Source organism: Streptomyces sp. NPDC013317, assembly GCF_055563155.1.
In genome coordinates, this window is the sequence record NZ_JBVHDX010000001.1 from 957618 (window position 1) to 979300 (window position 21683).

18 protein-coding genes are annotated in these 21683 nt (G+C 70.8%); 11 read left to right on the plus strand and 7 right to left on the minus strand.

Features of this window, described 5'->3' with window-relative positions; translation table 11 throughout:
* Positions 1-28: 28 nt before the first annotated feature.
* Positions 29-1549 carry an APC family permease gene (locus tag ACZ3IJ_RS04050; RefSeq protein ID WP_467466098.1) on the plus strand — a complete coding sequence of 507 codons (1521 nt, stop codon included), beginning with the start codon at positions 29-31 and terminating at the stop codon, positions 1547-1549.
* Here the strand turns inward: ACZ3IJ_RS04050 and ACZ3IJ_RS04055 are convergent.
* The gene (locus ACZ3IJ_RS04055; RefSeq protein ID WP_467466099.1) at positions 1512-3164 is read right to left on the minus strand and encodes a helix-turn-helix domain-containing protein; all 1653 of its coding nucleotides are present in this window, start codon (positions 3162-3164) and stop codon (positions 1512-1514) included. The two genes, ACZ3IJ_RS04050 and ACZ3IJ_RS04055, sit on opposite strands and share 38 nt — an antisense overlap.
* 121 nt (positions 3165-3285) lie before the next feature.
* Here ACZ3IJ_RS04055 and lysA point away from each other — a divergent pair, with 121 nt between their 5' ends.
* The 6 genes from lysA (at position 3286) to ACZ3IJ_RS04085 (ending at position 9295) form a co-directional block, all read left to right on the plus strand.
* Positions 3286-4599: a diaminopimelate decarboxylase gene (lysA, locus tag ACZ3IJ_RS04060; protein WP_467466100.1), complete on the plus strand. Its 1314-nt coding sequence runs from the start codon at positions 3286-3288 to the stop codon at positions 4597-4599.
* Positions 4600-4990: 391 nt separating this feature from the next.
* Positions 4991-6475, plus strand: coding sequence for a sensor histidine kinase (locus ACZ3IJ_RS04065; protein WP_467466101.1), 1485 nt, complete (start codon positions 4991-4993; stop codon positions 6473-6475).
* A 1-nt stretch (position 6476) separates the two neighbouring features.
* The gene (locus ACZ3IJ_RS04070) at positions 6477-6884 is read left to right on the plus strand and encodes a roadblock/LC7 domain-containing protein (RefSeq protein ID WP_467466102.1); all 408 of its coding nucleotides are present in this window, start codon (positions 6477-6479) and stop codon (positions 6882-6884) included.
* Positions 6881-7237, plus strand: a complete 357-nt coding sequence (locus tag ACZ3IJ_RS04075) for a DUF742 domain-containing protein (RefSeq protein WP_467466103.1) — start codon at positions 6881-6883, stop codon at positions 7235-7237. Before ACZ3IJ_RS04070 ends, ACZ3IJ_RS04075 begins: the two co-directional genes overlap by 4 nt.
* Positions 7218-7844, plus strand: a complete 627-nt coding sequence (locus tag ACZ3IJ_RS04080; protein WP_467466104.1) for a GTP-binding protein — start codon at positions 7218-7220, stop codon at positions 7842-7844. Before ACZ3IJ_RS04075 ends, ACZ3IJ_RS04080 begins: the two co-directional genes overlap by 20 nt.
* Complete coding sequence (locus ACZ3IJ_RS04085; protein ID WP_467466105.1) at positions 7841-9295, plus strand: cytochrome P450; 1455 nt, start codon at positions 7841-7843, stop codon at positions 9293-9295. Before ACZ3IJ_RS04080 ends, ACZ3IJ_RS04085 begins: the two co-directional genes overlap by 4 nt.
* 105 nt (positions 9296-9400) lie before the next feature.
* On the opposite strand, the gene ACZ3IJ_RS04090 is transcribed toward ACZ3IJ_RS04085, so the two are convergent.
* A complete protein-coding gene (locus ACZ3IJ_RS04090; protein ID WP_467466106.1) occupies positions 9401-10423 on the minus strand; it encodes a terpene synthase family protein in 1023 nt (340 codons plus the stop codon).
* 376 nt (positions 10424-10799) lie between these two features.
* On the opposite strand from ACZ3IJ_RS04090, the gene ACZ3IJ_RS04095 reads away from it, so the two are divergent.
* Positions 10800-14528, plus strand: coding sequence for a S8 family serine peptidase (locus ACZ3IJ_RS04095; protein WP_467466107.1), 3729 nt, complete (start codon positions 10800-10802; stop codon positions 14526-14528).
* Positions 14529-14665: 137 nt separating this feature from the next.
* Positions 14666-15658, plus strand: a complete 993-nt coding sequence (locus ACZ3IJ_RS04100) for a helix-turn-helix domain-containing protein (protein WP_467466108.1) — start codon at positions 14666-14668, stop codon at positions 15656-15658.
* 20 nt (positions 15659-15678) lie between these two features.
* On the opposite strand, the gene ACZ3IJ_RS04105 is transcribed toward ACZ3IJ_RS04100, so the two are convergent.
* A complete protein-coding gene (locus tag ACZ3IJ_RS04105; RefSeq protein ID WP_467466109.1) occupies positions 15679-15825 on the minus strand; it encodes a hypothetical protein in 147 nt (48 codons plus the stop codon).
* Between the two features lie 271 nt (positions 15826-16096).
* The gene (locus ACZ3IJ_RS04110) at positions 16097-17368 is read right to left on the minus strand and encodes a phytase (RefSeq protein WP_467466110.1); all 1272 of its coding nucleotides are present in this window, start codon (positions 17366-17368) and stop codon (positions 16097-16099) included.
* Between the two features lie 302 nt (positions 17369-17670).
* On the opposite strand from ACZ3IJ_RS04110, the gene ACZ3IJ_RS04115 reads away from it, so the two are divergent.
* Positions 17671-18849, plus strand: a complete 1179-nt coding sequence (locus tag ACZ3IJ_RS04115) for a low temperature requirement protein A (protein ID WP_467466112.1) — start codon at positions 17671-17673, stop codon at positions 18847-18849.
* 243 nt (positions 18850-19092) lie between these two features.
* Complete coding sequence (locus ACZ3IJ_RS04120; protein ID WP_467466113.1) at positions 19093-19692, plus strand: hypothetical protein; 600 nt, start codon at positions 19093-19095, stop codon at positions 19690-19692.
* 153 nt (positions 19693-19845) lie between these two features.
* Here the strand turns inward: ACZ3IJ_RS04120 and ACZ3IJ_RS04125 are convergent, their stop codons facing one another.
* The 3 genes from ACZ3IJ_RS04125 to ACZ3IJ_RS04135 all read right to left on the minus strand — a co-directional run bounded on the left by ACZ3IJ_RS04125 (position 19846) and on the right by ACZ3IJ_RS04135 (position 21666).
* Complete coding sequence (locus ACZ3IJ_RS04125; RefSeq protein WP_391796098.1) at positions 19846-20205, minus strand: ArsR/SmtB family transcription factor; 360 nt, start codon at positions 20203-20205, stop codon at positions 19846-19848.
* Between the two features lie 191 nt (positions 20206-20396).
* The gene (locus ACZ3IJ_RS04130) at positions 20397-20771 is read right to left on the minus strand and encodes a hypothetical protein (RefSeq protein WP_467466114.1); all 375 of its coding nucleotides are present in this window, start codon (positions 20769-20771) and stop codon (positions 20397-20399) included.
* Positions 20772-20910: 139 nt separating this feature from the next.
* Entirely contained in the window at positions 20911-21666 is a 756-nt protein-coding gene (locus ACZ3IJ_RS04135) for a restriction endonuclease (protein ID WP_467466115.1), read from the minus strand.
* Positions 21667-21683: the final 17 nt, after the last annotated feature.

Sequence of the window (21683 nt, forward strand, 5' to 3'; positions counted from 1 at the left end):
GCGGACGGAATTCTGAGGAGCACGGACGATGCCGACGTTCACGAGAGCGGTCATGCGCCGCAAACCACTCGACCAACTGGTGCGCGAGGCCGACGGAGGGAGTGGGCAGGACGGGCTGAAGCGCACCATGGGGCTCGGGCAGCTGACCCTGCTCGGCATCAGTTCGGTCGTGGGAACAGGCATATTCTTCGTCCTCGGGTCGAACGTTCCCAAGGCGGGACCGGCCGTCGTGCTCGCGTTCGCTCTGGCGGCCGTCGTCGCCGGCCTGGGGGCCCTGTGCTACGCGGAACTCGCGGGCGCGGTACCGGTCGCGGGCAGTACCTACTCCTACGCGTACGCCTCGCTGGGCGAGGGCGCCGCGTATCTGGTCGCCTGGTGCCTGATCCTGGAGTACGGAGTGGCCGTCGCCACCGTCGCCGTGAGCTGGGGCCAGTACCTCAACGAGGTCACCGACGCCCTGTTCGGGTTCACGCTCCCCGACGTGATCAGCCAGCCGCCGGGCGCCGGCGGAGCGGTCAACCTGCCGGCGCTGGCCGTGGTGCTGCTCTGCTCGCTGCTGCTGGTCCGCGGCACCCGGGAGTCGGCGATCGCCAACGCGGCGATGGTCTGCGTCAAGATCGGTGTGCTGGTGCTCTTCGTCGCCGTCGCCCTCACGGCCTTCGACGGCGACCGGTTCACCGACTTCGCCCCGCACGGCGTGGCCGGCGTGACGCTCGCCGCGTCCGGGGTCTTCTTCTCGTTCATCGGCTTCGACACGGTCTCCACCGCGGGCGAAGAGGTCCGCGACCCCCGCCGCACCGTGCCGCTGGCGATCCTGCTCACCCTGCTCGTGGTCACCGCCCTGTACGCGGCGGTCGCCCTGGCCGGTGTCGGCGCCCAGGACTCGGCGCGGTTCGGCGAGCAGGCGGACGCCGGAGAGGCCGTCCTCGCCGCGATCCTCCGGGATGTCACAGGCGCCGGATGGCCGGCGCTGGTGCTCTCCGCGGGGGCGGTGGTGTCCATCTTCAGCGTGGTGCTGGTGACGCTCTACGGGCAGACCCGCATCCTGTTCTCGATGGCCCGCGACGGGCTCGTGCCGGGAGTCTTCTCCCGTGTCGACCGCAAGCGGCACACTCCGGCCAGCAACACGTGGATCGTCGGGGCGGGCGTGGGGCTGCTCGCCGCCTTCGTGCCGCTCCAGCAGCTGGCCGATCTGACCAGCCTCGGGACGCTGATGGCGTTCGTCGCCGTCGCCGCGGCGGTCGTCGTCCTGCGGCGTACGAATCCGGACGCGCCACGCCCGTTCCGGCTGCCGCTGCATCCGCTCGTCCCGGTCCTGACCGCCGTGTCCTGCCTCTACCTGGCGTGGCTGCTGCCCGGGCTGACCTGGGGCCTGTTCGGCGCATGGCTGTCGCTGGCGGCGGGGCTCTACCTCGGGTTCGGACGGCGCCACTCCCGGCTGGAGCGGACCGACCCGGAGCCCGTTCCCCCGCGGCCCGTTCCCCCGGCGCACGAGGTCACGGCGGCCGAGGTCACTGCGTCGGACGCCCCGCCCGGCCCGATCGTCTGAGCTCCAGCCAGACGGCCAGCCGGACGTCGGGATCGTCGAGGTCGAGGGCGAACAGCTCCCGCGCGCGCCGCAGGCGGTGCCGAAGCGTGTTCGGGTGCACCCGCAGCCGGCCCGCGGCCGTGGCGATGTCGCCGAGTTCGTCCAGCCAGGCCGTGATCGAGGCCCCGTAGCCGGTGCCCTGTTCGGCGTCGTGGGCGAGCAGTTCGTCGATGCCGGACAGCCGGAGCCACGGGTGCCGTTCCAGCTCGTCCCCGATCCGGTCGAGCAGGATCCGGTGGCGGACGTCGGCGACCGTCGTCACGTCGGCCGGGGCCGGAGCGTCCGCCGTGGCCCGCAGAATCGCCTCGGCCTCCCTGCGCAGGGAGGCCGAGGCGCCCGCGCTCCGGCAGGAGCGACTCAGCGCGGCCCGCATCCCGGGTGCGACGGCCCGCCGTACCGCCGCGAGCGCGGTGTCGGCGAACCGACTGCCGTCCCCAGCCTCCGCCGAGCAGGGCACCAGGACGAAGACCACCCCGCCCGTCGCCGCGACGGTGACGTCCGGCCGGTGCGCCGCCGCGTGCCGGGTCAGTTCGGCCTCCGCGTGCTCCTGGACGGTGGCCAGAGCCGCGCTCGGGACCGGGAACGTCTCCGCGGCCGTCGCCGTCCCGGCCGCGGCGAACGCCAGCAACCGGAAGGGCACTCCCGTACGTATCCCGAGGAGCGCGCATGCCTCCTCCGGCGCCGAACCCGAGTCCAGCAACGCCAGCAAGGTCTCGCGGCGCAGCCGCCGTTCGGCCTCCGGCAGGTTCAGCAGCCGCAGCAGGTGGGGGGCGACGAGCCGCGCGGTCTCCGCGAGCGCCGTCATGCCTTCCGGGGAGATGCCGCCCTCCGGCTCGATCACCCACAGGGTGCCCAGCGGGAGCGATCCCGCCCGCACCGCGACGGCGGCACGCGGCAGTTCCTCGTCGATGGCCGGGAACCGGACCACCGTCTGCGCGGCGAGCACCCGCTGGTACTGCCTCGGCTGGTCGGGCCGCCCCGGAAGGTCCTCGATGCGGCGCAGGAGGATGCCGCGTTCGCGGGGCGCGTCGATGCGGACACCCGGGACGCTCGAGTACGCGATGACCCGCCGGGCCAGGTCCTCCACCACGGCCGCGCCCCCCACCACCGACGCGAGATGGTCGGTGAGCGCGTACAGCTCGCCGGCGACCGGTACGGCCCCGAGCAGGGACGACGCGCCGGCGCCGGTGATCGCGCAGCTCAGCACGGCGTCGATGTTCCGCCAGGGCAGATCGTCCTCGGCGGCCAGCACCGCCACACCGTGCCGCTCGGCCTCGCCGACGAGCGGCGCCATGTTCTGCCCGCGGCGTTTGACGACGAGGGCCGCGCAGCCGCGGCCGGCCGCCTGGCCCGGCAGCGCGAGCACACGGGGATCCGACGGATCGACTCCGACCAGGAGCAGAAGCCCGCCCGGCGACTCGGCGATCCGGTCCCCGGCGTCGTAGATGACCGTCCCCCGCACGGGGGTACCCAGACCGGCCGGGGCGGTGAGCAGGCGGATGCCCGCGGGCCCGGCGCCGTCCAGCACGCCGCCCAGGGTGGCCGCGCCGTCCAAAGAGGTTGTGAGATCGGACAATGCTGGTCTCGTTTCGTCGGCCGATCGACAGCGGCACTTCCGGTGAAGCCCCGCCAGGATAGCCACAGGAGAACACCGGACGAACCGAACGGAAGTGCGTTCCATGCTCATCGACCGACCTGTGACCACCCCTGCGCATCCGCTCGTCGAACTCTTCCCCGAAGGCTCCCACCTGGATGAACGGGAGCAGCTCGTGGTCGGAGGATGCAGCCTCGGGGAACTCGCCGACCGGTTCGGCACTCCGGCGCTCGTGGTGGACGAGACCGCGCTGCGCGGCCGGGCCCGCGCGTACCGCGACGCCTTGGACCGGTATTGGCCGAACAGCCAAGCCGTCTTCGCCTCCAAGTCCTTCCCCTGCACCGAAGTGGTCCGCACCCTGGTGGAGGAGGGCCTGGGGGTCGACATCGCGGGAGGGGGCGAACTGGTCACGGCGCTGGCGGCCGGAGCCGACCCCGAGCACATCGTCATGCACGGGAACGCCAAGACCGACGAGGAGCTCGCCATGGCGGTCGCCGCCGGCGTGGGAACCGTCGTGATCGACAACCTGCACGACCTGGAACGCCTGGAGAACCTGGTCACGTCAGGAAGGCAGGCCGTGCTCCTGCGCGTCGTCCCCGAGGTCGACGCCGACACGCACGCCGCGATGATGACCGGACACCGGGGCTCCAAGTTCGGTCTGACGGGCCGCCAGGCGAAGGAAGCCGCCGACCGGATCCGTCGCAGCTCCCGGCTGCGGCTGGACGGGCTGCACGTGCACGTCGGATCCCAGCTCATGGGCACCGAACCGTTCCGGCGCGCGGTCGAGGCCGTCGCGGCACTCCCCGGGCTCGGGGACCACAGCGTGTACGACCTCGGCGGCGGCCTGGGCGTCCGCTACACCTACGACGACCGGCCCCCGACCATCGACGACTACGTCAGGACCCTCACCGACGCCGCGCGGGAGCACCTGCCCGGCGACGCCCGGCTGATCGTCGAACCGGGCCGGTCCCTGGTGGCCCCGACGGCCGTGACCCTGTACCGCGTCGTCACGGTCAAGCCGGGCGAACGCCCGCTGGTCGCGGTGGACGGAGGCATGGCCGACAATCTCGAACCGATGTTGTACGGCCAGCGGTTCGAAGCCACCCTCGTGGACAGGGTCGGCGGGGGAGAGGCCTGCGACCTGGTCGGTCGGCACTGCGAATCGGGCGACACCCTCATCCGGGACGTCCCCTTGTGCTCCCCGCGCGCCGGTGACGTCGTTGCCGTCCCCGTGACAGGCGCCTACTGCTACTCGCTGGCCAACAACTACAACGGCGCGCGCAGACTCCCGGTGGTCTTCTGCCGCGACGGCCAGGCGCGGGAGGCGGTCCGCCGGGAGACGTACGCCGACATGTTGCGCCGCGACGCGGTTGCCGTACACCCGCGCGCCCTGCCCTTCCTCCAGCCCCGTTCCTGACGGCGAAGCGCGGCGTCCGTCCGGGCCCGCGACGAGTCGGCGACAGAATCTGATCAGTTCATTGCATCTAAGGCTCGGTGATTGGCTGCTTTATGGATGGAAGGCGACCGGTGGAGGCTGTCCTTTCGGCAATGTCACACGGCGAACCCGAACTGACTATGCTCCCCGATGTGTTGCGCTGCGCTCACAGCGAGTCATGGACGCTGTGATGCGTACGGAATGTGGCCGCGGAAGGAAAGCGGTTATCGGCGCTATCTCGAAGCGACCCGTAGGGGCCCGTCGGAAGACGCACACATGTCCGACGGTAGCCCGTTGTTCCTTTCGGCGCACCGCATTGCCTCAGTCCGCTCATCTCAGACCGTATAGGGACCCCCTGATGGTTCGTGCAGGTGTGATTTCCAGATCCCGGTCGACCGCAAGAGTCGCCCGGGTATGGCTCCTCCCTCCCGGAGTCCTCGCCGCGGCCTCCGTCATAGCGTGGGCCGCCTCTCCTGCACAGATACGGACACCGGTTGCCTGGTGCGGCCTCGTCGCGGTCGTCCTGACGGTCGTCACCTCGGCCGCGACGTCGCGCCGGCTGCTCGCGGCGGAGGCCGCCCGCCACGCGCGGGCACGGGCCGAGGCGGACGAGTCCCACGCGGAGCGGGTGACCGCGCTGATCGGACGCCTGGCCGATCAGCGGGCCACCACCGTCTGGATGGCGGAGCAGCTCCTCCCCGCGGCCGTCGCCCGCCTGCAGAAGGGGGATCCCGCCTCGGAGGTCCTGCAGGCCGTCGACTTCGGCGGACACCTCGACGGCGAGTTCACCGAGGCGCTGAAGGGCGCCCTGCAGACGCTCCTGGAAGCCGTGGAGGCCGAGGAGTACACGCGCGACGCCTCGCAGCGGGCGCTTGTGGCGGTCGCGCGCCGGGTTCAGGCGATCGTGCACCAGCTCGCCAAGGACCTCCACTCCATGCAGATCATCCACGGCACGGATGTCGTGGTCTCCCGCGGCCTGCAGGACATCGACCACCGCAACGCACTGATCGGCCGCCTCGCGGCCAGCATCGCGGTCCTGGGCGACGCCAGGCCCGGGCGCCAGTGGTCCAAGGCGATCCCGCTCTACGACGTCCTGCGGGGCGCCATGTCACGCATCGTGGACTACCCCCGCGTCAGGCTGCAGTCGGTCGCCGAGGTGGCCGTGGTCGGTCCGGGTGCCGAGCCGCTGATCCACCTGCTCGCCGAACTGCTCGACAACGCCACGACGTTCTCGCCGCCGCACACCCCCGTCGAGGTGACCGCGAGCGAGGTGCCCTCCGGCATCGCGATCGAGATCGAGGACCGCGGGGTCGGCCTCACCGAAGAGGTACGGCAGCACGTCGAACGCGTCATGGCACAGGCGCAGTCGGGCATCAACCTGGCGGGCCTGGGCGAGGTGACGCAGCTGGGCCTGCCGGTCGTCAGCAGACTGGCCCGCGAGCACGGCTGCGAGGTCCACCTGCGCACCTCCGCCTACGGAGGCGTCCGCGCCGTCGTCCTGGTTCCCAGGAGTCTGATCACCACCGTGCCCCAGCCCGTCGTCAAGGCCCCGGAGCCGATGCGCAACCGTACGGGCGGCCTGATCCTCCCCCGGCGGGCGCCGGCGCGCGAGACCGTCAGGGATTCCGGCGAGGTCCGGAAGACCGCCAACGGGCTTCCGCAGCGGCGACGGGAGTCGCCCGTCCCGAAGCCGGTCGTACTGGCGGCGCCCACGCCCCCCGTCGCTCCGGCCGCCCCGGGGGGCACCTCCGGCACATCCCGTGAGCCGGGCCTGATGTGGGAGGCGTTCAACGGCGACAAGCGATCGGCCGCCGAACCTTCCACTCCACCCAACGAGCCGTCAGATGAGGTCGAGTAACATGCAGCCACTGCCCAACATGGACTGGATGCTCAAGGAGCTCGTGGGCGGCGTCCCGTACGTGCGACACGTGGTGGTGCTGTCGTCGGACGGCCTGTGCATCGGGCAGGCGAACACCGCACCCGACACCGCCGACGCGATCGCCGCCGCCTGCTCGGGCATCCAGAGCCTGGCGAAGGCCATCGCGCAGATGTTCCCGCACGGGGACAGTTCGACCCGGATGGTCGGCATCGAGGCCGACGGCGGGTACTTCTCCCTCATGGCGGCCGGTCCCGGTGCCTATCTCGCGGTGCTCGCCGACCACGAGGTGGACGCCGGACTGCTGGGTGACCGCATGCGGACACTGGTGGTCCGCATCGGCCAGCACATGACCAGCCCACCTCGTGAGGACATCGGGCAGGCGATGTGACATCAGAGAACCAAGGGCCTTGGGATGAAGGCACTCCCGTTCCGCTCTATGTCATCACCGGTGGCGAGGTCTCCGCGGCCAAGAGGTTCAACCTGGTCACCCTCATCGCGGCGAGGGCCGAGCCCGAACCCGCGATGCAGCCCGAGCAGGCGGCCATCCTCACCCTCTGCACGTACCCGCTCTCCGTGGCCGAGGTGTCGGCGTACCTCCGTCTTCCCTTCAGCGTCGTCACCGTGCTGCTGTCCAGACTCGTCGACGACGAGCGGGTCGAGGCCATCGCACCCGTGCCCGTGGCGGCATTCCCCGAACGAGGCCTGCTGGAGGCGGTGATCCATGGATTACGCAAGCTCTGACACGACGACCGACGCCGGCCCGCGCGGCACCGACGTACTGCTGCCGCACAGCGCCAGAGGGGTCAAGGTCGTGATCGTCGGCGGCTTCGGAGTCGGCAAGACGACCATGGTCGGGTCGGTGAGCGAGATCCCGCCCCTGACCACCGAAGAGACCATGACGCAGGCAGGCGTCGGAATCGACAACAACCCCGGTGCCGAAGGCAAGAAGACCACCACCGTCGCGATGGACTTCGGACGGATCAGCATCAACCAGGAGCTGATCCTCTACCTGTTCGGCACCCCCGGACAGGAGCGCTTCTGGTTCCTGTGGAACGGGATCTTCGAAGGCGCCCTCGGCGCGGTCGTCCTCGTCGACACACGCCGCATCGAAGTCTGTTTCGAGGTCATCACCCGCCTCGAAGACCGCCGCGTCCCGTTCGTCGTGGCCGTCAACACCTTCCCGGAGGCTCCGCAGTACCCCCTGCCCGATCTGCGCGCCGCCCTGGCCCTCGGCGATTCCGTCCCCCTCGTCACCTGTGACGCACGGGACCGGGCGTCCTGCCGTGACGCCCTCCTCTCGCTGATGGTCTACCTGCACACCCTCGCCGCCGACCAGGAGAACGCATGACCGTGCCACCTGCCGAACAGGACACCGAGAAGTCCGGGGCCACCCCGCCCCCCGGCTGCCCGGCCCACGCCGCCACGGGAACCGACGGGGCGACGCGGCTCTACGGAGCCGCCGCCGAGACGGACCCCATGGGTCTGTACGAGGAGCTGCGGTCCGTCCACGGACCGGTGGCGCCCGTTCTGCTCGACGGCGACGTGCGCGCCTGGCTGGTCCTCGGGTACTCCGAGAACCGCGAAGTGGCCACCCGCCCCACCCAGTTCTCCCGCGACCCCCGCGTCTGGCACGGCTGGGAGAGCGGGGAGATCGATCCCGCCACGTCTCCGCTCGTACCGATGATCGGCTGGCGCCCCGACTGCGTCTGCGCGGACGGTGAGGAACACCAGCGACTGCGCGGAGCGGTCACGGCAGGCCTCGGCCAGTTCGACCACCGGGGCGTCCGCCGCCACATCACCCGCTTCGCCCACCACCTGATCGACACCTTCTGCGAGAGCGGCGAGGTGGAACTGGTGGGCCAGTTCACCGAGCACCTGCCCATGCTCACCCTCACCCACCTCCTCGGCATGTCGGACGAGGCCGGCCCCAAGCTGGTCCACGCGGCCCGTGACCTCTTCAAGGCCACCGAGACCTCGCTCGCCAGCAACGCCTACGTCCTGGAGTGCCTCGAACAGCTCGTCGTCGAGAAGCGGGCCCGCCCCGGGCACGACATCGCCTCCGCGCTGATGGCCCACCCCGCCCGGCTCACGGACGAGGAGGTCCAGCACCACCTGCGCCTCATCCTGCTCGCGGGCTACGAGACGACCGCCAACCTCATGTCGAACGTCCTGCGCATGGTCGTCACCGATCCCCGGTTCCGTGGTTCGCTGGCCGGTGGCCAGATGACCCTGCCCGAGGCCGTCGAACAGGTCCTCTGGGACGAGCCGCCGCTGATGGTGTGCCCCGGCCGATGGGCCAACGGAGACACCGTCGTCGGTGGACAGGAGATCAAGGCGGGAGACATGCTCCTTCTCGGCCTCGCCGCCGGAAACGTCGACAAGGCGATCCGGTCGGACCCCTCGGCCCCCGTGCACCACAATCGCGCGCACCTGTCCTTCAGCGCCGGCAACCACGAGTGCCCCGGCCAGGACATCGGCCGCATCATCGCCGACGCCGGCATCGACATCCTGCTCACCCGCCTTCCGGACATCACCCTGGCCGTCCCCGAGGAGAGCCTCACCTGGCGCTCCTCCACCTGGGCCCGGCATCTGACGGCGCTTCCCGTGACGTTCGCCGCCCGCCCACCCCAGGCGCCCGATGTCCCGGCCCCGCTTCCGGCCCCGCCCACCCAGAGCGGCGGAACGGGGTCAGAGCCGGCGCCCGGTGCGACGACCGTCTCCGGCCCCGAGGCCCGGGTGCCGGGACCGCGTGCCTCGTGGTGGACGCGCGTGGGACGACGCCTCCTGCGCCGGGGATAGACCGGCCGAACGGCCGGTGCACAGCGGGCCGTCGTATCGGAGGCGAAGGGGTGCCGACGCGTGTCGGTCGGCACCCCTTCGTACAGGGCCGCTTCCGTACTCCCGTCAGGAGATGTCCGTGGAGGTGTAACGCGGTGCGCCGGTGTACCAGGCATGGAGGCCGGACAGAAAGCTGCACGCTCCCCGGAGCCACGTCTCCAGTTCGGCCCGCTCGGCATGCTGCAGCCCGGAGCGCCGTACGAGCTGCGGCAGGGCCTGCTGCCTGAGGTGCTCGAAGTCCCGCAGCCGGGCGTTCACCAGATTCAGGGCAGCGGGTACGGCGTCGTGGAGGCTGATGGCCAGGGACGTGCCGACGACGAGGACGAGGTTGTTGACGTCGTGCTCCTCGTGCACCTCCCTTTCGAACGAGGCGACGTCGTTCGCCAGCCCCATGAAGTCCATGAAGGCGTCGAGAAGGGCCCGCACGGTCCGGTGGTGGCGAATCCGCTCGGGTATTCGCCCTCCGGTGGCCAACTCCACCGAATAGAGGGCGGTATGAGCGGCGAAGCTCTCACGTCGGAACGGGGCGTAGTCGATCAGATGGGGAATGCGGCCGCTGCGGCTGTTGGCCAGTTCCTCGACTCCCGCGTCGATGTATTTCGCCAGGGCCCGGTTGAAATCGTGTCGCCAGTGCGCCAGCCTCGGCGGGAAAAGGCTCTGCTGCAGATCGGCGATTCCCCTTTCCACGGCATTCGTCGGTTCCGGTAACCGGGACCCGTTCTCCGGTCGGAGGAAGGTGTGCAGCCGGGCGGTGAACGCCTGCGCGCCGGCGAGATCACCGGTCTGCTTGAACGCCGCGGCGAAGTAGTCGTCCCAGGCGAGAGCCCAGATGTTGAACCGGTGATTGAGCCGGAGGTCGGCGAGCGAGGCGTCGGGCAGGGTCCAGGCGGTCAGCTGGTCGACGGTCATGGCGTGGAACGTGGACCCGGTCCATATCGAGCCCCGTCCCGACGGACCCTCGCTCCCGCCCAGCATGCCCATCTCACGTGCCCAGGACTCGCTCTCCTGGCGCAGGGCCGGCAGACAGGGATTCACCCGCAGCGGGTAGGGCATCCACAGCCGGGGGAGTTCGACAGTACGCACTGTCATCGGACCGACCTCTTTCTCTCCTCGGCCCGCAACGGAGTGCGGACCACCACGCGAACTGCCCGCCTGCAGGAAGGCGGCCCACCCTGTGCGTTGTGCGTGTTCCCGCATGTGCCGCATGTGCTGCTGTCAATCGCCACCGCCGCGAGGACGGACGCTGCCCGTCCCGCGGCTCTCTAAACCTGCCCGCCTAGGACGACCGGCAACCCCCCATCCGTTTCCGGCCGGTGAGCGGCGTTCGGGCCACATGGCCCGGAGCCGGACGCGCCACGCCCTCCCGGCCGGAATCGTGCGCCATGGCTGACAAGTGTCTGCCATGGCGAGGACTTGCCTCCATGAGGCCTTCACGGCGGCGTTCACCGGTCGATAGACCCATGGCATGTACTCCCTCTCTCATGCGTACGCCGTGCTGCGCGAGCGCCGGCGGCTGATCGCCGCGGCCACCGCGGTGCCTCTCCTGGCCTCCGGGCTCGCTGTCCTGCAGGCGCCCGCACAGGCCGCTCCGAGCAGGCCGGCCGTCTCCGCCAAGCCCTCGGCGACCCACAAGGTCACCCTGGTCACCGGCGACGTCGTCACGGTCACCACCACGGCCGACGGGCGGCAGATGGCCGATGTCGACCGGCCGGACAGCGCCGTCGGCGGGGTGAAACTCCAGCAGGTCAAGGGCGACTTGTACGTCGTCCCGGACGAGGTCGCGCCGTTGCTCGGCACGAACCGGCTGGACCGCCGGCTGTTCAACGTCACCGACCTGATCGAGATGGGGTACGACGACGCGAAGTCGGCGACGGTGCCGCTGATCGCCACATACACCGGCCAGAGGTCCCGGTCGGCCGCCGAGCCCACGGCCCCCCGGGGCAGCAAGCTGACCCGCAAGCTGAAGGGCATCGGCGGAGCCGCCCTCAGCGCCGAGAAGCGGCAGACCCGCGCCTTCTGGAACAGCGTCGCGCCGCAGGGCGGTACGACGCTGGGCGCCGGAGTCGAGAAGCTGTGGCTCGACGGCCGTGTGAAGGCCAGCCTGAAGGAGAGCGTGCCGCTGATCGGTGCCCCCGAGGCCTGGGCGGCCGGCTACACCGGCAAGGGTGCCAAGGTCGCCGTGCTCGACACCGGCATCGACGTCGAGCACCCCGACTTCACGGGCCTGATCGACGGCACCGCGAGCTTCGTGCCGGGTGAGGGCGTCAGCGACGTCAACGGACACGGCACGCACGTGGCGGGCACCATCGTCGGCTCGGGCGCCGCCTCCGCCGGCGACAACAAGGGCGTCGCCCCCGGCGCCGACCTGTTCGTCGGCAAGGTGCTCGGAGGCAAGGAAGGCTACGGCCAGGACTCCTGGGTCATGGCCGGCATGCAGTGGGCCGCCGAATCCGGCGCGGACGTCGTCAACATGAGCCTCGGCGACTCGTACCCGACGGACGGCAGCGACCCGATGTCGCAGACCGTCGACGCCCTCTCCGCGCAGTACGGAACCCTGTTCGTCATAGCCGCCGGCAACGCCGGCCCGGAGACCATCTCCGCCCCGGGCGCCGCCGCGTCGGCACTGACCGTGGCGGCCACGGACAAGCAGGACCGGCTAGCCTCCTTCTCCAGCACCGGCCCGCTGGCCCACTCCGGCGGCATGAAGCCGGACATCGCGGCGCCCGGTGTCGACATCACCGCCGCCCGCTCCCAGGAGATGACCGACGGCGGTGAAGGCCTCTACCGCACCATCAGCGGTACCTCGATGGCCACGCCGCACGTGGCCGGAGCTGCGGCGATCCTCGCGCAGCAGCACCCCGACTGGACCGGCGCGCAGCTCAAGGAACACCTGATGAGCACCGCCAAGGGCCTGGACACCGGATACTCGCCGTACGAGGTCGGGACGGGCCGTCTCGACGTGGCCGCCGCCGTGCGCACCACGGTCCGCGGCACCGGATCGCTCTTCTTCGGCAATTACACCTGGCCGCACGAGCCGGGCGACGTCGCCGTCACGAAGGACCTGACCTTCACCAACACCGGTTCCAGCGACGTCACGCTGAACCTGACGGCGCCCGAGGGCCCCTTTACACTGGGAGCCAGGACGGTGAGCGTCCCCGCGGGCGGCACCGCCGCCGTCCCGGTGACCGGAGACCCGCGGACCGCCCCCGCCGGCCGCAGCACCGGCTACGTGACGGCCACCGACGCGGCCACCGGACAGCCGGTGACCCGCACCTCCCTGGCGCTGCTGAAGGAGGACGAGCGCTACGACCTGAACATCGAACTGGTCGGCAGGGACGGCAGGCCCGCCGCCGGCTGGGTCACCGTCAACCTGGCCGGGGACAACTGGCCGTGGTCGCTCTACGTCGAAGGCTCGACGACCATGCGCATGGCACCCGGGCTCTACACCGTCGCCGGATACCTCGACGTCGACGGTGAGAAGTCCGACCGCTCGGGCCTGGCCGTGCTCGTCGACCCCGAGACCGTGCTGAAGGACGGCTCCGCGAAGGTGGTGCTGGACGCGAGCAGAGCACACCTGCTCCGCACCGAAGCACCGCAGCGCACTGAGGACCGTCAGCGCAAGGTCGACTTCAACATCCACTACCAGGGCTTCGACCCGTACACGGACTTCCGCAGCGCCTACGTACTGCCGCCGGCCTACGACGACGTCTACGTCGCGCCCACGGAACCGATGCGCCACGGCGAGTTCATCCTGATCACCCACTGGCGCAAGGGCGAGCCGCAGCTGAGCCTCAGCACGCCGGGCGGACGGCTCGAGTTCGAGACCCGGGTGCAGGCGGGCAGCGCCCTCGGCACCGCCACCGACCGGCTGGCCGCCGTCCACGCGGGCGACGGCTCACCGGCCGCCTACGCGAAGGTCAAGGCCAAGGGCAAGGTCGTCGTCGTCGAACGCAGCGACGGGGTCTCGCCGCAGGAGCGCACCGAAGCCGCGGTCGCGGCCGGAGCCAAGGCACTGATCGTCGTCAACGACGGAGTCGGCACCCTGACGGAGTACGTGGGCGAGTCGCCCATCCCGGTGGCCACCGTGCACCGCGACGCCGGCAAGGCCCTCGTCTCGATGGCCAGGTCCGGCACCCTGAAGCTGACCGTCAAGCAGACCGAGTACACGCCGTTCGTCTACGACCTGACCCGGGACTACCCCGGCCGGGTGCCGGACCGGGCACTCGTCTACAAGCCGGCCAAGAGCGACCTCGCCCGGATCGACGCCCGCTACTACGCGGCGGCCGGCAGCCGTCTGTCCCAGGGATACCGGGCCGACTTCACCCTCAGCCCGTCGTTCAACTTCCCCGAACCCGAGTGGCACCCGGGCACCCGCACCGAGTGGGTGACCCCCGGCCAGGTCTGGCGGGAATCCCACGCACAGGGCATCGACGGCACGCTGCCGTGGGTGATGGTCTCGGGCGACAACACGTACACGAAGGGCAGCACCACGCGCCTGGACTGGTTCGCCCCGGTCACCCGACCCGCCCAGAGCGAGTCCTTCGGCGTGTACAACTCCCGGTGGCAGAACCACATGACCTGGAACGTGCAGGCCTGGTCCTCCGCCAGCGACACCATGCGCCTCGGCGGCTTTCTCCCCTGGGGCGAGACACCCTCCCGCCTGCGGGTCTTCCAGGGCGACACCCTGATCCACGACAACCCGCTCGGTGGAGACATGCAGTGGCAGGAGGTACCCGCGGGCAACCTGCCCTACCGCGCCGTCCTCGACGTGGAGCGGCCCGGTGAGGTCTTCCGGCTGTCGACGCGCACCCACACGGAGTGGACGTTCATGTCCGGCACCGTCGACTCGGAATGGTTCGAGCCGTTCTCGGTGCTGAACCTGGACTACGCGCTGGAGTCGGACCTGCACGGCGACATCAGGAGCGACGCGACCCAGCGGATCGTGCTCAAGCCGGTGTCGAGCGACCTCGGCGACGTTCCCGGCACCGTCACCAAGGTGACGCTGGACGTCTCGTACGACGACGGCGCGACCTGGCAGAAGGTGACCCTGGCCAAGGGCGCCGACCGCTCCTGGACGGGCTCGTTCAGGACCGCCCGGAAGCCCGGCGGCTTCGTCTCCCTGCGCGCGAGCGCCGGGACGGACAGCGGCTACGGCGTCGAGAACGAGATCATCCGGGCGTACGGCCTGCGATGAACCACACCGCGGGGCCCCGGGGAGTCGACTTCCCGGGGCCCTTCCCCTCACCCCCGCTCCCACCAGGGACTGTTCAGGGTCCGCCGTCGTGGCCCATAATCTCCCCGCTGCGGCAAGCGGAAGAGAGTCGGTCGCCGATGCTGGATGTCCTGGGCCTGGAACCCGACGACGAGGTCGTCTACCGGGCGCTGCTCGGACGGCCGGACTCCACGGCGACGCAGCTGGCCGACCCGGTGGACCTGCCGCGGGCCCATACCGACAAGGCCCTGTCCCGCCTGGTCGAGTGGGGCCTGGTGACCAGATCGGCGGACGAGCGGTACACCGCCGCGCCGCCGGCGATGGCGCTGGGCGCGCTCATCAGCCAGCGCCGGGACGGACTGCGCACGGCCGAGCGGGCGCTGGTGACCTTCGCCGAGGAACACCGGGCCGCGATGACCGGAACCAGCATCAGCGATCTGATCGAGGTCATCACGGGCGCCGACGCCATCCGCCACCGCTTCCTCCAGGTGCAGCAGGCGGCCCGCACGCAGGTGCGAAGCTTCATCACCGCACCCTTCGTCGCCCTGCCGCCCGACGAGAACACGGCCGAACCCGTGGCCATCGACCGTGGAGTGCACTTCCGGGCGGTACTGGACCGGGCCGTACTGGCGGAGCCGGGCATCATCGACGACGCGATCGACTCCCTGCGCAACGGCGTGGAACTGCGGGTCGCCGACCGGCTGCCGATGAAGCTCGTCCTGGCCGACGCCGACCTCGGCCTCGTCCCGCTCGCGGTCACCCCGGCCGGCGAACCCGGCGCGGCGCTGCTGCACCGCAGCGGCCTCCTGGACGCCCTGGACGCGCTCTTCGAGACGGTGTGGAACAACGCCCACCCGCTCGACCTCTCGGACACCGGCGGAGAGAACGACCGGATCGTCGAGGCCGGCGAGACAGGCCCCACCGACCTCGACCGCAAGATACTCGCCCTGCTCCTGGCCGGCCTGACGGACCTGACGGCCGCGACCCGACTCGGCCTCTCACCCCGCACCCTGCACCGTCGCCTGCGTCACCTCATGGACCTCGCCGGAGTCCGGACCCGGATGCAACTCGGCGCCCACGCCGTACGGAACGGCTGGACACAACCCTTGTGACGGGTGCCTGACCCGAGCCGTCAACGACGTCCGCGCAGACGGCCGAGGAGCGTGCGGGCCTGCGCCCGCCTGCGCGGGTCGGCGGCGGCGCGCCGGACCGAAGCGACGGCCCGCCGGCCCTGGGGGGTGCGGGTGAAGTGCTTGATACGCGTGATGAATCCGGACATGTCGTCTCCTCGGGGTCGGTTCGTACGCTCCGCCTACCCCGCGAAGCCGCGCCGACGCCTCGACCTCACACCCGCGGGTCGCGTGACACGTGATCGGTCGGGCCAGACACGCGAAGCAGGCGACTCGGGTGTGCGCGGGGCAGCTCTGGGCAGGTGCGAGGAGAGCGAGCGGTCGTCGCCTTCGGGTACAGCCCCTTCCCGCAGGCGACGACCGCTCGCTCCTCCGCCCTTGGCAGCGGGAGAGCAAGGTGGCTACCGCCGCGTCGCCGGGTCAGTCGTCGAGGACGTCCTTCACCTTGCCGAGGTCGACGAACTTGAAGTTGGTCGACGGGCGGTCGCCGTCACCAGGGGCGTCGTGTCCGTCCTGGACGACGAGGAGACCGTTCGGGTACCTGGAACCGAGCGGGGCGTTCAGGACCGCGGCGCCGTCGCACTCCTCGGACCCATCGGGCGTACCGGCCCCGGCAGCGACCCGGAAGCCGCCCTCGTACTCGTTGGCGTCCTCCAGCTCCCGGTCATAGGCGGCGAAGGTGTCGTCGCCCTGGCTGGAGGCGAGGAGGTAGCCGTCGCCGTCGGACTCGGTGAGCAGCGTCAGGCCCTCGACGTCCGCGGAGATCTTCGTGCCGCCGAAGCCCGGGTCGGCGCCCGGCGCGCACTCCTCGCTCGCTTCGTCGTAGATGCCGGGTACGCCGTACTCGCGGACCTTGTCGATCAGCTTCGGGGTTCCGGTGAGGTCGGCACGCAGACGCCAGATGCCCACGTCCTCCTGGCCGGCGTAGAGAGTGCCGTTCCCGGGGTCGACGACCATGCCCTCGACCTGCGCCAGCTCACCGGGCTCGCCGCACGGGGACCACGAGGTGCCGTCGGGCAGCCGGAAGGAGGAAGGCAGGTCGATGGAGCGGATCTTTCGGTACGTGACCGTGCCGTCCGGGGCCGGCAGAAGCTCGAGCAGGGCGATGCTGGTGCGCTCGCGGCGACTGACGAGAGCGTAGGACTTCCTGGTCGCCGGGTCGGTCCAGGTCGCCAGACCGTACGCGGTGCGCTGGTCGTTGATCTCGGCCTGGTCCCGGGAGAAGACGGCCGGCACGGCCGGGTCGGTGACGTCGGTCAACGGGCCGCCGGCGCGGTCGCGGTCGATGCGGTAGAAGCGCAGCCGGTCGTGGCCGCGGTCACTGGTGACGGCCAGATCGGCCCTTCCCGAGGAGAGTCGCAGCCCGCGGACGAGGTCGACGTTGTTGAAGCGACCAGGGGCGTCGTCCTCGCCCGCGCCGGGGGGTGCGGCGATCGACTGCACCAGCCGCGCGTCGAGGTCGTAGACGCGCAGACCGCCCTCCTTGGCGGTGGCGACGACGAGGCTGCGGCCGGGGGCCGCGTCGTTGCGCCAGATGGCGGGGTCGTCCGCGTCGGCACTGCCACCTGCGTCGTCGTCGTGCAGCGCCGGTGTCTCCACGCGGGGGCTGACGGCCGGCAGCGAACCGGTGGAGGCCTGGCGGCGACTCTCGGCCTGGGTCGGCGCAGCCAGGGCCGCTGTGGTGAGAGTCATGGACACGGCCAGCACAGCCGATCGGACGATCATCGAGCGAGACACACAAGTCTCCTCTGCAGGGGGGTGGTTGACGGCCAGAGCGTGCTGCCTCTTCGTGTCCGCACAGCGGCGGCCGGACGACCCGTAACCCCACACTTACATGTACATGCGGTGAACGACGTGCCGCGTCGGTCCGGCCGTCGACTCCGTCGGCACCGCCCCGGGCGACCGCGGCCACGGTCCGGCCATCGGGCCACAACGGCGCGGCGCGCCGTTCACTGTCCGGGGCCGCGTGGGGGATCCGTCCGATAATCACCGTCATGACCGCTCAGAACGCCGCAGCCTCCGACCCGGGCCCGGACTCGTCCGGTGAGTCCGAACGGCACGCTTCATGGCTGGAGTTGTTCTTCGACCTCATCGCCGTCGCCGGTGTCGCCCAGCTGGCCCATCTGCTGCACGGCGCACCCGACCACGCGGACCTCGCCCTGTACTGCGTGCTGTTCCTCGCTTTCTGGACGGCGTGGATGTGCTTCACGACGTACGGGAACGTCGCGGCCGACAAGGTCCACACCCGCACCGTGCTGATCGGCATGTTCGGGCTCGCGGTGATGGCCGCGGCCGTGCCGGAGGTCCGCTCGGACCACGCGGACGCCTTCGCCCTCGCCTACGTCTTCGTCCGTCTGCTCGCCTCACGGGTGTGGCAGGGGCGCGGAGAGGTCCCGGCGGACTGGCCGATGGCGCAGCTCTCGGCGGGTGTCACACCGTGGATCGTCTCCGTGTGGGCCGAGGATCCCCTGCGGTACTGGCTGTGGGCCGGGGGGCTCGCCATCGATCTGACCCTGACGTTCGCCCTGTCGGGCAACCGGCTCATGGCGCGGATCCGGAAGCAGCAGGCGGCGGGGGACCGGAGTCATGGACAGGACGGCGAGGCCCTGCGGGCCGCCCGCTTCGACCCGCGCCATCTGGACGAGCGGCTGGGCCTGTTCACCCTGATCGTGATCGGCGAAGGCATCGCGCAGGGTGTACAGGCCGCCTCCGGAGCCGAGTGGAACGCCGATCTGGGCAGCCTGTCCGTCGGGTCCTTCGCTCTCCTGCTGGCCCTCTGGGCGCTGGCGGTACGCCGCTCCAGCGGCGTACCCCTCCTCGGCTTCGGGGTGCTGGCTCCACGTTTCTCCTTGCCGATGCACTGCGTGGCGACCGGCGCCCTCGCGTCCCTGGCCGCCGCTCTGGGCGCCGCCGTGGAGCACGTGGAGGGCCGGCTGCCGCTCGGCATGAGGTGGCTGATGTGCGGGGCCGTCGCCGTGTTCCTGGGAGTCGGTCTGGTGGCCGGAGCGCTGTCGGGACGGGGCGTGCGGTGGATGGCGGCGGTGGGCCTGCCCATGGTCGCACTGCCGCTGCTCCTCGCCGCCTTCGCCGGTCGATGGACGCCCGACAGCCTGGTGTGGTCGCTCGTCCTCGTGACCCGCTGGAACTGGCTGTACGAGAAACGCTTCGCGTAGAGCCCACCCGCCAGGTGCCACGTCCACGCCCGATCCGAGCGGCGTGGCGGGTCCCGAGGATGCGGTGCCGCCTGCGTCGCCCGCCCGTGGCCCGGCGCAGTGCTCAAGGGAGTGTGTCTACCCTGTCCGCATGAGGGATACGGGGGACTTCCGGCCCGGTGACGTTGTGTCGGTCGGGGCGTCACGTGGGATCACATCTCGCTTCGGTGGCCCTGGAGGGACATCGACGCGGACAGTGACTTCGTGCGCTGGAACGGGGTCGTCGCCGTGGGCGTGGGCACCGACGGTCGAGCACCCGGCCCGGAGGTGGAGCTCTTCCGCACCGATCCGCCGCCCGAGCAGCTTGCGACGGGGGACACCTGCCGGGTCGGGGTGCCGTCGACGGTCGTGCATGTGACGACAGTCGACCACCACGACCCTCCGCTCGAGACAGGCTGGCTGCCGCGTCCGCGCCTGACGGTGAGCGTGCTGCCCCGTGGTGTCTCCTACCGCGAGTTCCCGGACGACAGCCATCTCAACGGGATCGGGTACAGCCTCCACCCTGGCAACGGCATCCCCTTCACCTTCGAACTGCTGCTGCGCCCCTACGCCTTTCTGGAGGTCGGCGACGAGATCGCGGACGCCGCGGATCGGGCGTGGCGATTCGACGGCCCGTGGGACTGGACCCCCTTCGACGGAGAGACCGGTGCGGGCCCCGCCTGGCCGCTCGCCCTGCTCACCCGAGCACGGACGCCGTGCTCCGCCGCGGACGCCGAAGCGGTGGCTGCGGGCACGGCGAGCGGCTCGCACCTGGAGACGGTCCGAGACTGGATGGCACTCACCAAGGCCTCGCCCACACCCTGACCCGTCGGCCCGATCGAAGTGGGCAGGGCCGGGCCGAAGAGGCCCTTGCGGGGGCGGTCGTTCCCTACCGGTTTGAGCGGAGGCGGTTGGGCGAAGAGGCACGTGGTTGGTTCGCGTCGGGTGGCTTCAACGCTCAGTCGGACCCGAGTGGGCTCACGGCGGGGGTGGACTCGTTCCCACAGAGGTGTCGGAGTGCCGCAGTTCCGCGAGTAGCTCGTTCTGCCCGGCCAGGAGTTCGGTGAGGATGCGCCGCGCGGCGCGAAGGAGTTCTGCCACATCGCCGCCGGCCAGCGCGTAACTGACCGTGGAGCCGTCGCGGATGGATATCACGATGCCGGCCCGGCGCAGTACCGCGAGCTGTTGGGAGAGGTTCGACGGCTCGATCTCGATCTCGTTAAGGAGTTCACGAACGGGTACGGGCCCGTGCTGGAGCAGCTCCAGGATGCGGATCCGGGCGGGGTGCCCGAGCATGCGGAAGAACTCCGCCTTGGCTTGGTACAGCGGCACCTGCATGCGACAACGCTCCCACCTGGTTCGGCCATTGCGAAGGCTGTCAGCCGAGGCCGCCGGTTCCTCGGTGTCCAGCTGCCCTCATTCTCCCGCCTCCCGGCCCGGACTCGCCCCCAGGCTGATCACTTTCAGATGTGTCGAGTTGAAGAATCTTTCAACTCGTGGGCGTCCGAAGCCGGGAAGCAGAAGAGCGGCTACAGCTCCAGTTGCGCCTCGATACGCCTGAGTTGGTGCCGGGCCATGGCCAGGTTCGCCCTCTCCTTGTCCAGAACGAGGTAGAGGAACAACCCGTTGCCCCCACGCCCCTTGATCAACCGGATGAGGTGGTACTGGGTTCCGAGGCTGATCAGCACATCCTCGATGTCCTCCTGCAGGCCCAGCATCTCCAAGGTGCGGGTCTTCGCCCGGATCACGTCGGTGTTCCCGGCCGCGGCCACCGCCAGATCAAGGTCCTTGCCTCCACCGAGCGTTCCCAGGGCCATGCCGCTCGTGTAGTCGACCAACGCGACCCCCAGGCTCCCTTCGATCGAGGTCATCGCCTCTTTGAGGGAGGTCTCCACAGACAACATTGCTACTCGCTTCCTGCGCTTGCGACGGCCCGACCGGCCTCATGCCTCGGCCGAGTGATGACGGCAGACGCTACCCATCGACCACCGAGGAGTTCAGGAGAACAGCGAATCCGGCGGAAAACGACCGCCGCGCGGAACCTCATGCCGGGCCAGTGACCGAGACAGGGGTCGTGGGATCCGCGTCGAGCGCCTCCCAGGGGGGCAGCACGGTCTGATCGGTCCACGCGGCCAGCGCGTCGCCGTCCACGCAGATGATCCCGCACGTCGCGGCGTACTCGGCGGCCGGTGCGGTGAAGGAGCTGGTGGTGACGATGACTGCCACATCCGCCTCGTGGATGGTGAAGCAGGTGCCGCCGAACCTCTGCAGATCCTGGGATCCGACGCGGTTGTCCTCCGCGTAGCGCTTGCACTGGAGCACGACACGCCGGCCGTCCTCGGTCACCGCGAGGACGTCGGCGCCCAGGTCGCCCGCCCCGCCCACCACTTCCACGGCGGTGCAGCCGTCCCGCGCGCACAGTGCGGCGACCGTGTGCTCGAAGCCGTCGGCGTCGACCGCGCCGTGGTCCAGGGCCGTGGCATCCACGTCGGGCACGTCCGCTGCGGGCGGTGAGTCGTGCGGCGCGCCCGAGGGGCGAAGGCCCTCGCGGTGCCGGACGGGGATCGAACTCCGTCTGGCCGCTCCCACCCCGACGGCGAGCACCCCGAGGACGGCGAGCGTCGCGAGGACGGCGACGGGGACGCCGGACCCGCGACGCCCCGCCGTTTCGGCCGTCCTGAGGAAAAGGGCGAGGCCGCCGCCGCATATCCCTATGAGCCCCACCGCCAGCAGCAGATCCCGCCCGATGGCCACAGGGCCACGCCGTGCCGCACCGCGGCCTTCCCCGGTCACCTTCATCCGGGCCCTCCCTCACT

What these genes read in the sequence shown, in the direction of transcription:
- ACZ3IJ_RS04050 (WP_467466098.1), top strand. Translation starts at nt 29, where the DNA reads ATGCCGACGTTCACGAGAGCGGTCATGCGCCGCAAACCACTCGACCAA.
- ACZ3IJ_RS04070 (WP_467466102.1), top strand. Translation starts at nt 6,477, where the DNA reads ATGCAGCCACTGCCCAACATGGACTGGATGCTCAAGGAGCTCGTGGGC.
- ACZ3IJ_RS04080 (WP_467466104.1), top strand. Translation starts at nt 7,218, where the DNA reads ATGGATTACGCAAGCTCTGACACGACGACCGACGCCGGCCCGCGCGGC.
- ACZ3IJ_RS04085 (WP_467466105.1), top strand. Translation starts at nt 7,841, where the DNA reads ATGACCGTGCCACCTGCCGAACAGGACACCGAGAAGTCCGGGGCCACC.
- ACZ3IJ_RS04090 (WP_467466106.1), bottom strand. Translation starts at nt 10,423, where the DNA reads ATGACAGTGCGTACTGTCGAACTCCCCCGGCTGTGGATGCCCTACCCG.
- ACZ3IJ_RS04095 (WP_467466107.1), top strand. Translation starts at nt 10,800, where the DNA reads ATGTACTCCCTCTCTCATGCGTACGCCGTGCTGCGCGAGCGCCGGCGG.
- ACZ3IJ_RS04100 (WP_467466108.1), top strand. Translation starts at nt 14,666, where the DNA reads ATGCTGGATGTCCTGGGCCTGGAACCCGACGACGAGGTCGTCTACCGG.
- ACZ3IJ_RS04105 (WP_467466109.1), bottom strand. Translation starts at nt 15,825, where the DNA reads ATGTCCGGATTCATCACGCGTATCAAGCACTTCACCCGCACCCCCCAG.
- ACZ3IJ_RS04110 (WP_467466110.1), bottom strand. Translation starts at nt 17,368, where the DNA reads ATGACTCTCACCACAGCGGCCCTGGCTGCGCCGACCCAGGCCGAGAGT.
- ACZ3IJ_RS04115 (WP_467466112.1), top strand. Translation starts at nt 17,671, where the DNA reads ATGACCGCTCAGAACGCCGCAGCCTCCGACCCGGGCCCGGACTCGTCC.
- ACZ3IJ_RS04125 (WP_391796098.1), bottom strand. Translation starts at nt 20,205, where the DNA reads ATGCAGGTGCCGCTGTACCAAGCCAAGGCGGAGTTCTTCCGCATGCTC.
- ACZ3IJ_RS04130 (WP_467466114.1), bottom strand. Translation starts at nt 20,771, where the DNA reads ATGTTGTCTGTGGAGACCTCCCTCAAAGAGGCGATGACCTCGATCGAA.
- ACZ3IJ_RS04135 (WP_467466115.1), bottom strand. Translation starts at nt 21,666, where the DNA reads ATGAAGGTGACCGGGGAAGGCCGCGGTGCGGCACGGCGTGGCCCTGTG.